Below are 15,259 nucleotides of genomic sequence, written 5' to 3' on the forward strand. Positions count from 1 at the left end.
CGCCATCGCCCGGCACGACCTCGCCGCGGCGCGGCGCATGATCGCCGCGCGGCTCAAGGTGACGCCGGCCGCGCCGGCCCTGCTGCGCCGCGAGGCGCAACTGGACATCGGGGAGGGCCAGCCGGCGCGCGCCGCAACCATCCTGCAGCGCGCCAATGCCGCGGACCCGCTCAACACCCGCGGCAAACTGCTGCTCATCCAGGCTCACCTGGCCGCCGGCGCGCTGCCCGCGGCGCAGGCCGAGCTCAAGCGCGCGGCTTCCCTGCTGCCCCATTCGGCCGGGCTCGCGTATTTCCAGGCGACGATCGACGTCGACGAACATCACTGGCATCGCGCCAGCGCGCTGCTCGATCATCTCGGCGGCATCGCCACGCAGCTGCCCGGCATCCTGTATCTTCGCGCGAGGACGGATGCGGCGCTCGGCCAGCCGGCCGCCGCGCTGACCGCGGCCCAGAAGTTCGCGGCGCAGCAGCCCGGTGACAGCGCCGCGCAGCTGCTGGTGGCCACGCTGGCGGTGCGGAGCGGTCATTACGGCGTCGCCAGCCGCAGCCTCGACAAGCTGGCGGCGGCCGGGAAGCTGGATGCCCAGGCCCTCGACCTGCGCACGGCGATCGAGATCCACGACCACAAGTGGAATGAGGCCGAACAGGACGCGCTTCAGGCCCTCAAGGCGGATCCGAAGGATCTCGCGGCGGGGATCAATCTGGCCGAGCTCGCCCAGCAGCGCGGCGACTTCAAGGCGGCCGAGCAGCGATACCGCGCGGTGCTCGCCGGGGTTCCCGCATCGGCGAGCGCCGTGCTCACCTCGGTCGAGATCCGGCTGGGATCGGCCGCGCTGCTGGCGAACGACGCCCCGACGGTAACGCAGATGGTCGCCGCGCTGGACAAGCAGGGCGCCACACCCGCCGCCGCGCAGCTGCAGGCGAAACTGGACTTCCGCCGCGGCGATCTCGACGCGGCGCGGGCCGACCTGACCCGGCTGCTCGCCGCCCGCCCCGGCTCGGTGACGGCGCAGCTCGGCCTCGCGCGGGTCGACCTGCTGACGCAGCGGCCGGATGCGGCGCTGAAACGCCTGACCGCCGTGGTGAAGGCGCATCCCGCGGATCCGCGCCCCGTGCTCGCGCTGGCCGCCCTGCAACGGACGATGAACCAGCCCGACGCCGCGCTGGCCACGCTCGATCGCGCGCATGACCGTGCCCCCGACAATGTCGCGTTCGTGGCGGCGATCCTGCAGCAGCGGCTCGCGGCGAAGCAGTTCACCGAGGCCGGCAACCTGGTCTCGACCCTCCCGGCCGCGATGCAGCGCCAGCCGCAGATCCTGCTCCTGCGCGCGAAGCTCGATGCCGCGCAGGGGCGCCTCGATCAGGCCGCCCTGAACCTGCAATCCCTGCTGGCCGCGACGCCGGACGACGTGACGTCGCGGCTGGCGCTCGCGCATATCGACATGGCGCGCAAGCAGCCGCAGGCGGCCGAAGCGGTGATCGAGGCCGGGCTCGCGCGCGATCCGCGCCAGCTCGCCCTCATGCAGGCCCGGGTCGGCCTCGCCCTGGCGCGGCACGGCGCCGGCGCGGCCGAGCAGGAGGCGAAGCGACTCGCCGCCGCGCCCGACCACATGCCCGAGGCCGGCGCGCTGGAAGGCGATCTCGCCCTGTCGCTGCATCATTGGGCGAAGGCGGCGGCCGCGTTCAAGGCCGCCTATGACGCCAATCCGTCGCCGGCGCTGGCGGCGGGCGCGATCCGCGCCGACATCCAGGGCGGCCATCGCGACGCGGCGCTGGCCCTGCTCAAGGCGGCGAGCGCCCGGTTCCCCGACAGCGTGGCGCTGAGCGACATGCGGGGATCGGTCGCGCTGTCCCGGGGCGACCTGAAGGCGGCCGCGGCGGAGTACGCACACTCCCTGCGCCTGGCGCCGCAGGACGCGGTGGCGCTCAACAATCTCGCCTGGATCGAGGCGAAATCCGGCAAGCCGGACGCCGAGGCCTTGGCCGAGCGCGCCTATGTCGGGGCGCCGACGCCGCAAACCGCCGACACACTCGGCTGGATCCTGCTCCACGGCACGCCCGGCAAGGCGCGGCGCGCGCGGGCGGCGGCGCTGCTCGATGCGGCGCACCGGGAAGACCCCGCCGACCCGTCGATCGCCTATCACGATGCCGCCGCGCTGGCCCGCACCGGCGAGCGGGGCAAGGCGATCGCGATCCTCAAGCCGATCGTCACGCCGAAGGCCTCGTTCGCCGACCATGCCGCGGCGGCGGCGCTGCTGGCGAAACTGGAGCGGCAGGGCTGAGATCCCGCGATGCTGCATCTCCTGGCGCTGGCCGTTCCGTTCCTGATCCTGCTCGGCATGGCCATGGTGCGCCCCATGGTCGGGGTGATCGCGTTCGACTGGATCTCGCTGATGAACCCCCAGCAGGACCTCTTCGGCACCGGGGCGCATCTGCCCTGGGCGCTGGGTGCCGCGCTGGCGACCGTGATCGGCTGTCTCGTCGCGCATGAGCCGCGCCGCTTTCCGATGACATCGACGCAGGTACTGATCCTGGCCTTCATGGGCCTGATCACGCTCAACACGCTCTTCGCCCTGGTGCCGGCCAGTGTGGAGAGCCATGACTACATCCAGCTGATCAAGTCGCTCGGCTTTGCCATGCTCGTCGGCGCCCTCGTCACCAGCCACCGGCGGCTGCACGCGGTGCTCTGGATCATGGTCATCTCGATCGGCTATTACGGCGTGCGCGGCGGTGGTTTCGCGTTGCTGACCGGCGGGAAAGATCACGTCTACGGCCCGCCCAACTCGTTCATCGCCGATAACAACCAGCTCGCCGTGGCGCTGCTGATGACGATCCCGCTGATGAACTACCTGCGCCTGCACGCCGCCCATCGCGCGGTGCGGACGGGTCTGCTCGCGAGCATGGTGCTGACGCTGTTCGCCGTGGTCGCGACCTATTCGCGCGGCGGATTGATCGCCCTCGCCGCCATGGTCGCGCGGCTGTGGTGGAACAGCAGAAACCGCCTGACCAGTTTCCTGCTGTTCGGAATCGTGATGGCCACCGCGATCAGCTTCATGCCCGCCGACTGGAAGGCGCGCATGTTCACCATCCTGCATTTCCATCATTCGAATTCGGCCAATGAGAGAATGACGGTCTGGCGCGATGCGTTCGGGATCGCGCTGCACAATCCGCTAACCGGCGGCGGATTCCAGGCCACCGCCATGCCTGGCGTCATCCATCGCTATTTTCCGATGGCGCAGCAGCGGGCGACCCACAGCATCTGGTTCGAGATCCTGGGCGACCAGGGATTCCCGGCGCTGTTCGTCTGGATCGCGCTGAACCTCAACGGCCTGTTCATGGCGCGGCGGGTGGCGCGGCGGGCGCGAGGCAATCCGGCCCTGGCCTGGCTGGTCGATTTCGGCCGCATGACGGAGGTTTCCATCATCGCCTTCATGGTCGGCGGATCGTTCCTGTCGCTCGGCTATTACGACTACTTCTACATGCTGCTGATTCTCGTGTCCTCGGCCCTGGTGCTGCTGCGCGCGGAATTGCCCCGGGTCGCCGCCGAGGCGGCGCCTGCGGCCGCGCGGGGGTGGCGGGCGCGCGGGGCGGTCGCGCAATGAGCGCCGCGCTTTTTCTCCTCGCCATGATCGCCGTCCTCTGGCTCGGGGTCTGGATTTTCGACGAGCCCCGGACGGCGGATCCGTCCCGCAAGCCGCGCGCGACCCCGTTCGATTACGTCGAGGCGAAGCCGGCCGCACCGGCCGCGGTCACCCCGGCCGCGGGCTCGGGCTGGCGGCAGCGGCGGGCGCAGTCGAAGACGCGGCCGTGATGCGCATCGCCACCGTGTCCACGCTTTATCCCAATGCGATGTTTCCCTCGCACGGGATTTTCGTGGAGACGCGGCTGCGTCATCTCGTCGCCGATACCGGCTGCGCGGCGCGGGTGATCGCGCCGGTGCCCTATTTTCCATTCCGCGCGCCGCTCTTCGGCCGGTTCGGGCAATGGGGCCGCGTGCCGCGCGAGGATGTTCGCCTCGGGCTCGATGTGCTGCATCCGCGCTACGGGGTGATTCCCGGCATCAGCGGTGCCGCGACGCCGTCGCTGCTCTACCGGGCGATGTGCCGGGGCATGGAGCGCCTGCATGCGGCCGGATTTCATCCGCAGCTGATCGATGCCCATTACCTGTATCCGGACGGTGTCGCCGCCGCGCGTCTGGCGCGGCGCCTGGGCCTGCCGCTGGTGATCACGGCGCGTGGTTCGGATGTCACCGCCTGGCCGGCGCACAGGGGGCCGGCCCGGCAGATCCGCGCCGCGATCCGGCAGGCGGATCACCTGATCGCGGTGAGTGCGGCACTGGCCGAGGGCCTGGTCTCGCTGGGCGCGGACCCGCGATCGGTCACGGTGTTGCGCAACGGCGTCGACCTCGGGCGGTTCGTCGCGATCGACCCCGTGCTGGCTCGCGAGCGGATCGGCCAGCAACGGCGGTATCTGCTCTCGGTCGGGCATCTGATCCCGCGCAAGGGGCATGACCGGGTGATCCGCGCGCTGGCGATCCTGCATCGGCGCGGGCTCGGCTCGCACGACCTGCTGATCGCCGGCAGCGGCGCGGAGGAGCCGCGGTTGCGCAGGCTCGCGGCGTCGCTCGGGCTGGGCGGGCGGGTGCGGTTTGCGGGCAGCATCCCGCAGGAAGATCTGCACGCCTATTATTCCGGCGCGGATCTTCTCGTGCTGGCGTCGAGCCGGGAAGGCTGGGCCAACGTGCTGCTCGAGTCGATGGCGTGCGGCACGCCGGCCGTCGCGTCGCCGGCGCCGGGAAATGCCGAGGTCGTGCGCGATCCGGCGGCGGGACTCGTGGCCGCGGCGAACACGCCGGAGGCCCTGGCCGACGCGATCCTGACGCTGCTCTCATCCCCGCCCGATCGCGCGGCGACGGCGGGTTTTGCCGCGGCGCACGACTGGCGGAGCATCAGCCTCGGCCAGGCCCGGATTTTCGAGACCGTTCTGGCACGGCGCGGCGCGGCGGCGGGCGCGCCGGTCGAACAGGCGGCCTGCGCATGAGGGGCGCGATGACGATGCTCCGCTCATCAACATGAGGGGCACCGCAGCCGATCCTTCATGGTCTTCGGCGGAAGATCGTCGTAACGCAAGGTTGTCTTAAATTAAACATACTCGCTGCTCTCGTGATTTTTATACCGTAATAAGATTCCAGTCCAGAAATGTGCATAAATCTGTCGCTTTCCCACGATCGCCATGCTATGCCCTGAGGGATCGCTTAACTGATTGTCAGGCGCGTATTTCAGCGAGAGAGGTCATTTTGAAGAACGTATCGATCGACGTGTCTGGCGTCGGGGACGCCGATCGCGTTCCCCGTCGCTGACCGGCCCGCATGAGCATCGTCGTGTCTCCTGCCGCAAGCTGCCGTGAACCCGGTTGGGCGCCCGTCGCCGCGCCCCGCGGCGACGGGTTGGTGCGCGGGCCTGGCCGGCCGCGGCGTGGTCGGACGATGCACGATCCCGGCCCGGAATTTTCATCACCGCCCCGATGACCGTTTCACGCGCCGCCCGGGATCTTTGACCGGCAAGGAGATTGCAAGCCCATGAATTCAGATCGTTCCCGGCGGATTTTTCGCCACAAGACAACCCTGCCGTTGCTGTTCATGGCCGCGCTAAGCCTGGGACTGGCCAGCTGCGCGGCGCCGCCGGCGCCGAAAGTGCCGACCGTCGCGGTTCCGAACCCGACCTACCGGATCGGGCCGGGGGATGTGTTGAGCGTGTTCGTCTATGGCTCGCCCGATCTCTCGGAGGCGGCGGTGCCGGTGCGGCCGGACGGACGATTCTCGATCCCGCTCGTCCAGAACATCCGCGCGGCCGGCAAGACGCCCCTGCAACTGCAGAACGACATCGCCAGGCGGCTGAAAAGCTACGTCAAGAATCCCAACGTCACCGTGATCGTCAAAAGCTTTCACGGCGCGCTCGGCAGCGACATCAGGGTCATCGGCGCCGGCAAGCCGCGCGCGATCCCGTACGTCAACGGCATGACCATGCTCGACCTGATGACCGAGATCGGCGGCGTGCCCCGTTTCGGCCTGGCCAATGGCGCCTTCATCATCCGCCGCACCGGCGGGCATGACGTGAAGATCCCGGTCGCCCTCGGCGCGCTGCTGAACCAGGGCGACCTGAAGCAGAATATCACCCTGCAGCCGGGTGACATCGTCGTCATCCCGCGCAGCCTGTTCTGAGCCGCCGATGGAACAGCTCATCGAAACCGCACTGCGGCTGCTCGCCACCGCCTGGCGCAAGCGCTGGTACGCGCTCGCCACCGCGTGGCTCGTCTGCGCGCTCGGGTGGACGGCGGTCATGCTGCTGCCGCCGAATTTCGAGGCCAGCGCGCAGCTCTACGTCGCGGCCGACCCGGTGCTGACGCCGCTGCTGCGCGGCATCGCCATCAACGGCAATTCCGAACAGGAATTCAACCTGCTCCGCCAGACGCTGCTCAGCACCCCCAATCTCCAGCACCTGATCGACCGCGAAGGGCTGCACGCGCAGGGGCCGGGTGCGCGCGAGGCGCTGGTGCGCCGGCTGCGGGCGCGGGTGACCGTGGTGCCGCAGAGCCGCAACCTGTTCACCATCCGCTATGTCGGCCACGATCCGCGGCGCGCCTACAACATCATCGCCGGTCTGGTGAACATCTATGTCGAGCGCGCGTCGGACCACAACCAGAGCGACATCGACAATGCCGGCAAGTTCCTGCAATCGCAGATCGACTATTTCCACAACCAGCTGAAATCGCTCGAAGCGCGCCGCGCGGCGTTCCAGGCGAAATATCTCGAACTGCTGCCGGGCAGCGACGGCGTTTCCGCCGTGCGGGCATCGGGCGCGCGGGTCCGCAAGCTGGAGACCGAACTGCAGGACGCCAAGGCCGAGCAGGCGCTGCTGGCCAGCGAACTCGCCAAGACCAAGCCGCTGCTGTCGGAAACCCAGGCCGCCGGCGGCAACCCCGCGCTCGCCGCGGCCCTCGCCAACCTGGCCAGGCTGCGCCAGCAATACACCAACAGCTATCCCGGCGTGCAGGCGGCCGAACGGCAGGTCAAGGCGCTCGAACACGGGCCGGCCGGCGGCGGCAAGTCCAGCTACAGCGTGCCGGTCGCCAATCCGGTCTACAAGGCGCTGCATCTCGAGATCCTGCAGACGCAGACCAGGATCCTCGAGACGACCCGCGCGCTGGCGCGCGCCAAGGTGGAGCATGCGAAGCTGACCGCGCTCGCCCGTTCGGCGCCCGGCGTCGAGGCGAAGTTCATCAACCTCAACCGGAATTACGGTGTCCTGCAGAAGGAATATCAGGACCTGATCAGCCGGCGCGAGGCGATGCGCATCGGCGCCGCCGCCAATATCGATGCCAACCAGGTGCAGCTGCAGGTGATCAATCCGCCGGTTCTGCCCCGGCTTCCCATCGGGCCGAACCGGCGCCTGTTCCTCGTCGCCGTGCTGGTCCTCGGCCTCGGCGCCGGGCTCGGCGTCGGTGTGCTGCTCGGCGAACTCGAGGGCCGCGTCCGCTCCGAGGCGGATCTGCGCGGCTTCGGCATCCCGGTGATCGGCCAGATTTCCGACATCTCGCCGCAATCCGGCGTGATCATGCCGGCGCTGCGCATCGGCATCGGCGGTTCGCTGCTCCTGGGCGTGTTCGGCGCGCTCTTCATTGCGACCTTCATCATCGGGGGGCTCGGATGAGCCAGAACGAACGTCCGCCGAATTCCGTCCGCAGCCTGATCGAGCGCCTCGCCGCCGGGCTGGACGCCGAGGGGATGCCGGTGATCAACACGAACGAGCCGCAGGCCGCATCGCAACCGGCCCGCCAGGCATCCGCCGCGGCCGAACCGCTCGCGCTGCGCGCCGCGCGATTCTCCTCGCCCCTCGCGCCGCGCCGCCAGCACCGCCCTGCCGTCGTGTCGCTGGCCCAGCTGGAGGAAAACGGCATGGTCGCCCTTCGTCGTCACCGTCATGTTGGCGAGGAGTTCCGGATCGTCCGCCACCATGTGCTGGAACACTTCCAGCAGGCGCAGGGGCAGCACGACCCGGTGCGCCGCAACAACATCGTCCTCGTCACCAGCCCGCGCGACGGCGACGGCAAGAGTTTCGCCGCGCTGAATCTCGCCGGCCTGCTGGCGGAGGGCGGGGATCGCGACATCGTGCTCGTCGATGCCGATTTCGGCGGCGCCTCGCTGACCGCGCATTTCGGTCTTGCGGAATCGCCCGGCCTTCTCGAATTCGGCGACTCGCCAAGGCAACTCGCCGGATCGATCCCGCTCGGCACCGCGATCGACCGGCTGGTGTTCATTCCCGTCGGCGGCTCGGCCGACGCCGAAGCCCGCACCGCTCTGGCCGCCCAGCGGCATGTCCGCAGCCTGGCCAGCGCGGTGGCCGACAGCTACGAGGACGCGATCGTCGTGGTCGACGCCCCGGCCTGCCTGACCAGGAGCGACGCCACCGAAATCTCCGCGATCGCCGGGCAGGCGATCCTGGTGGTGCAGGCCGGGCAGACGCGCCGCGCCGAAATCGAACAGTCGCTCGACCTGCTCGATTCCTGCCCGCAGCTCAGCCTGCTGCTGAACCGCGCGGCGAAGCGCCGGCGCGGCCTGTTCGCCAGAAGGGGCTGACGCGTTGTCGGCGCCATTGTTCCCGCGCGCCCGCACCCTGCGCATGGCCCTGCTGCTCGTGCCGGCGCTGGTCGCGCGGGAAGGGCGGGCGGTCGCCCAGGCCACGAGCGACGCGGCCGCGTCGTCGTCATCTTCAGCATCGTCGTCGTCCGCCGGCGTGACGGACTCGTCGATGACCAGCGCGGCGCCGTTCGGCACCGCGGTGCGCCTCGGCGCGCTGCCGAGCCCCTTCGCCTCGTCCGGCGGGCTCGAAGGCCCGGCGCCGCTGCCGAGGGGGTTGGAATTCACCCCCTCGATCGGCCTGTCGGAGGAGGCGCTTGTCGGCGGATTTCCGAAATCCTATGGCTTCGACAACGAATTCATCACCAGCCTGACGCCGGGCCTGCGTGTCGTCGGCACCGCGCCGATCGGGCGCGTGTCGCTCGACTATCGGCCGCAGCTCGAACTCTACGCGCGCGAGAGCCGGGATTCCGGCATCAGCCAGTCGCTGAACGGCAGCTTCGAGACCCAGCTGATTCCCGGCCGGCTCGACCTCAGTGCCAGCGCCTTCCTGACCCAGCAGGCGACGGAAGGCGGCCTGGCGCCCGGTGGTTCCGCCGCCATCGCGCCGAACGCGCGCACCACCACGCAGAGCTACCTGGTCAGCCCGCATTACCGCTACAGGTTTCGCGGGCTGGGCCGGCTCGATCTGGTGTATCTGGCCCAGTATACGCGGCAGACCGGCAACAGCGCCGCGCTGTCCGGCAGCCAGCTTCCCTATTTCGTGCCGAACGACGTCTTTTCGCAGACGGGCAGCGCGCAGTTCACCACGGTGCCGCTCTTCCCCGATCTCGACGATGTCGTCCTCGTCACCGCCTCGCAGGACACCGGCACCGGCGTGCTGGACGGATCGAGCCAGATGCGGGCCGAGGACCGGGTCCGCTACGCCTTCCTGCCGCAGGAATTTCTCATCGTTTCCGGCGGCTACGAAAATCTCCGCTACCAGGGCTTTCCGCCGACCCATATCGCCGATGCCGTCTGGAGCATCGGCCTGCATCTGCATCCGCGCCGCGACGTCGATATCCGGCTCGCCTATCGCCACCGCGACGGGTTCGATGCGCCCTATCTGCGCGCCACCCTGCAACTGACGCCGCGCACCACACTATCGGCCAGTTATTCGGAAACGCTGGCCACCCAGGCCCAGGCCATCGCGGCCAACCTTGCCGGCAGCACGGTGAGCGCCGGCGGGCAGATCGTCGCCACCGGCACGCAGGTGCCGCTGCTGCTGACCAATAACAGCCTCAGCGTCCAGTCGGGCCTGTTCCGCACGCGGCAGTTCTCGATCGCGACCATCACCCGCTGGTCGCGCGACCGTCTCTCGCTCAACCTCGTGCGCAGCGACGAAACCCTGGTCGCCAACGCGCCCGGCACGTCCGGCTTTTCGCAGCGCAGCCTGTCGGCGTCGGCCACGTTTTCGCATCAGCTCACGCGGAGCGCGACGGTCAGCGCCTATTTCGACTACAGCACGCTCGATACGCCGCAGGGCGGAGCACTGGCCGGGCTCGGCCAGAGCCCGGTCTATACCGGCGCCCTGACCGGCACTTATCAAACCGCCAACCGGCTCGAATTCGACCTGCAGCTCGCGGTCACCAACACATCGCTCAACGGCTACGGCGTTTCGCCCGGCATCGCCGGCAACGGGGTGCAGGCGAGCATCACCTTCGGCGTGCAGAAGGTGTTCTGAGCGTGGATCTGCTTCGAAGCCATTTCAACCTGCGGGAAATGCCGTTCCGGCTGACGCCGGACGAGCGCTATTTCTTCGAGAGCGGCGAACATGGCCGGGCGATGGCGCATCTGCTGTTCGGCCTCTCCCAGGGGGATGGCTTCGTGGTGATCACCGGCGAGGTCGGCGCCGGCAAGACCACGCTGATGGAGCGCCTGCTCGCGCGCCTCAACCCGAGCGCCTACCGGCCCGCGGTGATCACGACGCCGGCGGTCAGCGGCTGGTCGCTGCTCCGCCTGATCGGGGCGGAATTCGGCATCACCCGCGTCGCCGACCAGGCCGAGTTCCTCGGGCAGATCTGCGAGCGCTGGCGCGGCGACCATGCCCGCGGGCGCCGCCCCGTCATCGTCATCGACGAGGCGCAGGCCCTGCCGGCGCAGACGCTGGAAATCCTGCGCCTGCTCTCCAACCTCGCGGACCGGTCGCGCCCGCTGATGCAGGTCATCCTGCTGGGCCAGCCGGAATTCCGCCGCACGCTCGCCAGCCCGCAGATGGAACAGCTGCGCCAGCGGGTCCTCGCCTCCTACCATCTGAACCCGCTGCCGGCCGCCGATGTCGCCGCCTATATCCGGCACCGGCTCGCCGCGGCCGGCTGCGAGCGCGACGACCTGTTCGACGAGGGCGCGGTCGCCGCGATCCATGCCGCCACCAACGGCGTGCCGCGCCGCATCAACCGCCTCTGCGCCAGGCTGCTGTTCAACGCCGCACTGGAGGGCGAGCAGCATATCGGCGCGGCGGCGGCGAAGCGGATCGCCGACGAGCTCGAGCGCGACCTCACCGCCGGCAGCCCGCCCGAGCCGGCCCCGCGCGCGCGGTCGCGCACCGGCCTGGTCGAGCCGGCCGGCTTCGATCCCGACGATGCGCCGGCCTCTCCGGAGTTCTTCCGATGAGCCTGACCGGGGCCATGACCATCGATGTCGAGGATTATTTCCAGGTGCAGGCCTTCGCCGACGTGATCGACCGCGAGAGCTGGGAGCGCTGGCCGCGGCGCGTCGAGGCCAATACGGAATGGATGCTCGAGGCGCTGGCCGCGCGCGGCGTGCACGCGACCTTCTTCACCTTCGGCTGGGTGGCCGAGCGGCACAGGGGTCTGGTCCGCCGCATCGTCGCGGCCGGGCACGAGCTCGCCAGCCACGGCTACGGGCACCAGCTGGTCGACCGCATCGGGCCGGAGACCTTCCGCGCCGACCTCGCCCGCGCCCGCGCCGCGCTGGAGGATGCCGGCGGCGTCGCGGTGATCGGCTATCGGGCGCCGACCTTCTCGATCGGGCCGCACGTGCCCTGGGCGTGGGAGATCCTCGAGGAGACCGGGCATCGCTACACCTCCAGCCTGTTCCCGGTGAAGCACGACCTCTACGGCACGCCGGATGCCGCGCGCGTGCCGTTCCGGCCGGCGGGATCGTCGCTCTGGGAAATTCCGCTCACCACCGTTCACGGCTTCGGGCGCAACTGGCCCTGTGCCGGCGGCGGCTATTTCCGCCTGCTGCCCTATGCCGCCTATCGCGGCGCGGTGCGGCACCTGCACCGGCGGGAAGGGCGGCCGCAGATCTTCTACACCCATCCCTGGGAACTCGACCCCGGGCAGCCGCACATCCCCCAGGCCCGGCTCAGCGCGCGGTTTCGCCACCGGGTCAATCTCGGCCGGATGAAGACGCGCTTCGCGGCCCTGCTGGAGGATTTCGCCTGGGACCGGATGGACCGGGTCTATGCCGATCTTCTCGACCCATCCCGCCCGTGCTGACATGACGCTCCGTTACCGCCCCGCCGAACCGCGCGACGCCGCCGCCTGGGATGCGTTCGTCGACACCCATCCCGACGCGACCTTCTTTCACCGCTTCGCCTGGGGCGGGATTCTCGCCACCGGCTTCGGGCATCGGCCGCATTTCCTGCTCGCCGAGCGCGATGGGCAGGTCTGCGGCGTGCTACCGCTGATGGAGGTGAAGACGCTGCTGTTCGGCCATGCGCTGGTCTCGCTGCCCTTCGCCGTCTATGGCGGCCCGCTGGCGGCGGATGGCGAGACGCTGCAGGGCCTCGCCGAGGCGGCGCTGGCGCTGCAACGCCGGCTGGGCGCGCCGGTGTGCGAATTCCGCGCGCGCGGCGGGCTCGACCTCGACCCGCAGCGCTTCGTCACCCCCGAGCCGCTCTATTTCACCTTCCGCAAGACGCTGCCCGAGGGCGAGGACGACCTGCTGAAGGCGATCCCGCGCAAGCAGCGCGCCGTGGTGCGCAAGGCGATCGAGCGCGGGCTGACCAGCCGGATCGAGCACACGGTCGAGCCGTTCTTTTCGCTCTATGCCGAGAGCGTGCATCATCTCGGCACGCCGGTCTTCTCGCGCCGCTATGTCCGCGCCCTGCTGGAAGGTCTTGGCCGGGATGTCGAGATCCTGACCGTGCGGCACGAGGACCGGCCGGTCTGCGCCGTGCTGTCCTTCGTGTTCCGCGACGAGATCCTGCCCTATTACGCCGGCGGCGGGCCGGCGGCGCGGGGCGTCGGCGGTCATGACTTCATGTATTGGGCGCTGATGCGCCGCGCCCGGGAGCGGGGGCTGAGCGGGTTCGATTTCGGCCGCAGCAAGGCCGGCACCGGCGCCTTCGACTTCAAGAAGAACTGGGGCTTCGCGCCCGCGCCGCTGCCCTATTGCTTCGCGCTGGCGCCGGGTGCCGCGATCCCGGAGAACAACCCGCTCAATCCGAAATACCGCGCCATGATCGCGCTCTGGAAGCGCCTGCCGCGGCCGGTGGTGAACCGGCTGGGCCCGGCGATCATCCGCGGCCTCGGGTGAGGGGCGATGCATCTGCTGTTTCTCGCCCACCGGCTGCCCTATCCGCCGAACAAGGGCGACAAGATCCGCTCCTTCCGCTGGCTGGATCATCTCAGCCGGAAATACGACGTCCATCTCGGCTGCTTCGTCGACCGGCAAGAGGACATGGCGCATGTCGAGACGCTGCGGCCCGGCCTCGCCTCGGTCGCGGCGATCCCGCTCGATCCGCGGCTGGCGCGGCTGCGCGCGCTCGCCCGGCTGCGGCCCGGGATGCCGCTCAGCGTCGGCTATTTCCATGACCGGCGGCTGCGCGCCTGGGTGCGGCAGACGCGCCGGAACCACCCGATCGAGCGCGCATTGGTGTTCTCCAGCGCGATGGCGCCGTATCTCGACGATGCCGACGGGCTGCCGACGCTGTTCGACATGGTGGATCTCGATTCGGAGAAATTCGCCGCCTATGGCGCGGAGTCCGGCGGCCTTCGCGCGCTGGTCTGGCGGCGGGAGGCGCGCACGCTGCTCGCCCTCGAACGGGCCGCGACGGCGCGCTTCACCCGCACCTTCCTGGTTTCCGATGCCGAGCGCGACCGCTTCACCGCCCTGGCGCCGGAGACCGGGGCGCGGACCGAGGCGGTGCCGAACGGCGTCGATACCGGGTTTTTCGATCCGGGGCAGGACTGGCCCAACCCCTATCCGCCCGACCGGCCGGCCATCGTGTTCACCGGCGCGATGGACTACCGGCCGAACATCGACGCCTGCCTGTGGTTCGCCCAGAGCGTGATGCCCGACCTGGCGCGGGACCGGCCCGGGCCGGTGTTCCACATCGTCGGCGCCGATCCCGCGCCGCAGATCCGCGCGCTGGCGGCGCATCCATCCATCGACGTGCATCCCGACGTGCCCGACATCCGCCCCTATCTCCGTCACGCCGCCCTGGCGGTCGCGCCGCTGCGCATCGCCCGCGGCATCCAGAACAAGGTGCTCGAAGCCATGGCCATGGCCCGCCCCGTGCTGACCACCACCGCCGCCCTGACCGGCATATCCGCGATCGCCGGGCGCGATGCGCTGGTCGCCGATGACGCGGCGGCGATGCTCTCCGGCGCGCGGGCGATCCTGCGGGGCGAGTGGCCCGGGCTCGGTGCGGCCGGGCGGGCTTCGGTGATCGCGAATCACGGCTGGTCGACCGCGCTCGCAGCACTCGACCGGGTGCTCGCGTGAGCGCTTCATGGCGCCGGGCCGGGCTGGCGCTTGCCCTCGGCATCGTCGGGTTCGGCATCGTCTTCGCGCATGAGGCCGAGGCCGCCTATGGCGTCTGGTGGGCGTCGACGGCGTATAATCATTGCTTCCTGATCCTGCCGATCGCGCTGTATCTGCTGTGGGAACGCCGCGCCGGGTTCGCCGCGCTTGAGCCCGCGGCCGAGCCGCGCGCGGCGCTGCTGGCGGTGCCCTTCGCGCTGGCATGGTTCGTCGCCCAGCGCCTCGGCATCATGGAGGGCCGCCAGCTCGCCGCGATGGGGATCCTGCAATGCCTGCTGCTCGGCGTGCTCGGCCGGTCGGTCTACTGGCATTTTCGCGCGCCGTTCTGGTACCTGGTCTTCCTCGTGCCGTTCGGCAGTTTCCTGGTCGCGCCGCTCCAGCGTTTCACCGCCGAATTCGCCGCCGCCGGCCTGAGCCTGCTGGGGATCGCCCATTATCTGCACGGCACCACGATCGAGATCGCCGCCGGCGCGTTCCGCATCGCCCGGGCCTGCGCCGGGCTGCGCTTCCTGATCGCCGCCATCGCCTTCGCCGTGCTGTATGCGCTGGTGATCTTCCGCTCCACCGGGCGGCGGCTGGCGTTCATTGCCGTCTGCCTCGTCGTGCCGGTCATCGCGAACGGGTTCCGCGCGCTCGGCATCATCTGGCTCGGCTATGCCGAAGGCAGTGCGAAGGCCGCCGCGACCGATCACGTGCTGTACGGCTACATCTTCTTCTCGATCGTGCTGTTCGTGATCATCCTGCTGGGCCTGCCGTTCCGCGAGGATCACGCGCTGCCGGCGGTGGTGCCGGGCGCGCCGGCGCCGGCGGCGCGGGGCACGAGTCTGGTTGCCGCCCTCGCCGTGCT

Annotated in this window: 13 protein-coding genes; all 13 read left to right on the plus strand. The window is 70.0% G+C overall.

Going from position 1 to position 15,259, the window contains the following annotated elements; all coding sequences use genetic code 11:
* On the plus strand, window positions 1-2,284 hold a 2,284-nt coding region (locus APM_RS13290; protein WP_007423876.1), incomplete at its 5' end, for a tetratricopeptide repeat protein.
* A 9-nt stretch (window positions 2,285-2,293) separates the two neighbouring features.
* On the plus strand, window positions 2,294-3,604 hold the full coding sequence (locus APM_RS13295; protein ID WP_007423877.1) for a putative O-glycosylation ligase, exosortase A system-associated: 1,311 nt from the start codon (window positions 2,294-2,296) through the stop codon (window positions 3,602-3,604).
* Window positions 3,601-3,813, plus strand: a complete 213-nt coding sequence (locus APM_RS13300; RefSeq protein ID WP_007423878.1) for a hypothetical protein — start codon at window positions 3,601-3,603, stop codon at window positions 3,811-3,813. Before APM_RS13295 ends, APM_RS13300 begins: the two co-directional genes overlap by 4 nt.
* Window positions 3,813-5,042, plus strand: a complete 1,230-nt coding sequence (locus tag APM_RS13305) for a glycosyltransferase (RefSeq protein WP_007423879.1) — start codon at window positions 3,813-3,815, stop codon at window positions 5,040-5,042. The genes APM_RS13300 and APM_RS13305 overlap by 1 nt, the downstream gene beginning before the upstream one ends.
* A 538-nt stretch (window positions 5,043-5,580) precedes the next feature.
* Window positions 5,581-6,222: an XrtA/PEP-CTERM system exopolysaccharide export protein gene (locus APM_RS13310; RefSeq protein WP_007423880.1), complete on the plus strand. Its 642-nt coding sequence runs from the start codon at window positions 5,581-5,583 to the stop codon at window positions 6,220-6,222.
* A 7-nt stretch (window positions 6,223-6,229) separates the two neighbouring features.
* Entirely contained in the window at window positions 6,230-7,711 is a 1,482-nt protein-coding gene (locus APM_RS13315; protein WP_007423881.1) for an XrtA system polysaccharide chain length determinant, read from the plus strand.
* Window positions 7,708-8,637, plus strand: coding sequence for a chromosome partitioning protein (locus APM_RS13320; protein ID WP_007423882.1), 930 nt, complete (start codon window positions 7,708-7,710; stop codon window positions 8,635-8,637). Before APM_RS13315 ends, APM_RS13320 begins: the two co-directional genes overlap by 4 nt.
* A gap of 4 nt (window positions 8,638-8,641) precedes the next feature.
* Window positions 8,642-10,360, plus strand: coding sequence for a hypothetical protein (locus APM_RS13325; RefSeq protein ID WP_007423883.1), 1,719 nt, complete (start codon window positions 8,642-8,644; stop codon window positions 10,358-10,360).
* 2 nt (window positions 10,361-10,362) lie between these two features.
* The gene (locus APM_RS13330) at window positions 10,363-11,289 is read left to right on the plus strand and encodes an ExeA family protein (RefSeq protein ID WP_007423884.1); all 927 of its coding nucleotides are present in this window, start codon (window positions 10,363-10,365) and stop codon (window positions 11,287-11,289) included.
* Window positions 11,286-12,140, plus strand: a complete 855-nt coding sequence (locus tag APM_RS13335; protein ID WP_007423885.1) for an XrtA system polysaccharide deacetylase — start codon at window positions 11,286-11,288, stop codon at window positions 12,138-12,140. Before APM_RS13330 ends, APM_RS13335 begins: the two co-directional genes overlap by 4 nt.
* Before the next feature lies 1 nt (window position 12,141).
* Window positions 12,142-13,182, plus strand: a complete 1,041-nt coding sequence (locus APM_RS13340) for a FemAB family XrtA/PEP-CTERM system-associated protein (RefSeq protein ID WP_039888785.1) — start codon at window positions 12,142-12,144, stop codon at window positions 13,180-13,182.
* A gap of 6 nt (window positions 13,183-13,188) precedes the next feature.
* Window positions 13,189-14,373, plus strand: a complete 1,185-nt coding sequence (locus tag APM_RS13345; protein ID WP_007423887.1) for a TIGR03087 family PEP-CTERM/XrtA system glycosyltransferase — start codon at window positions 13,189-13,191, stop codon at window positions 14,371-14,373.
* A partial coding sequence (gene xrtA, locus APM_RS13350; protein WP_007423888.1) for an exosortase A occupies window positions 14,370-15,259 on the plus strand: 890 nt, incomplete at its 3' end. The genes APM_RS13345 and xrtA, both read left to right, overlap by 4 nt.

The organism is Acidiphilium sp. PM, from assembly GCF_000219295.1.
GTDB lineage: Bacteria > Pseudomonadota > Alphaproteobacteria > Acetobacterales > Acetobacteraceae > Acidiphilium > Acidiphilium multivorum.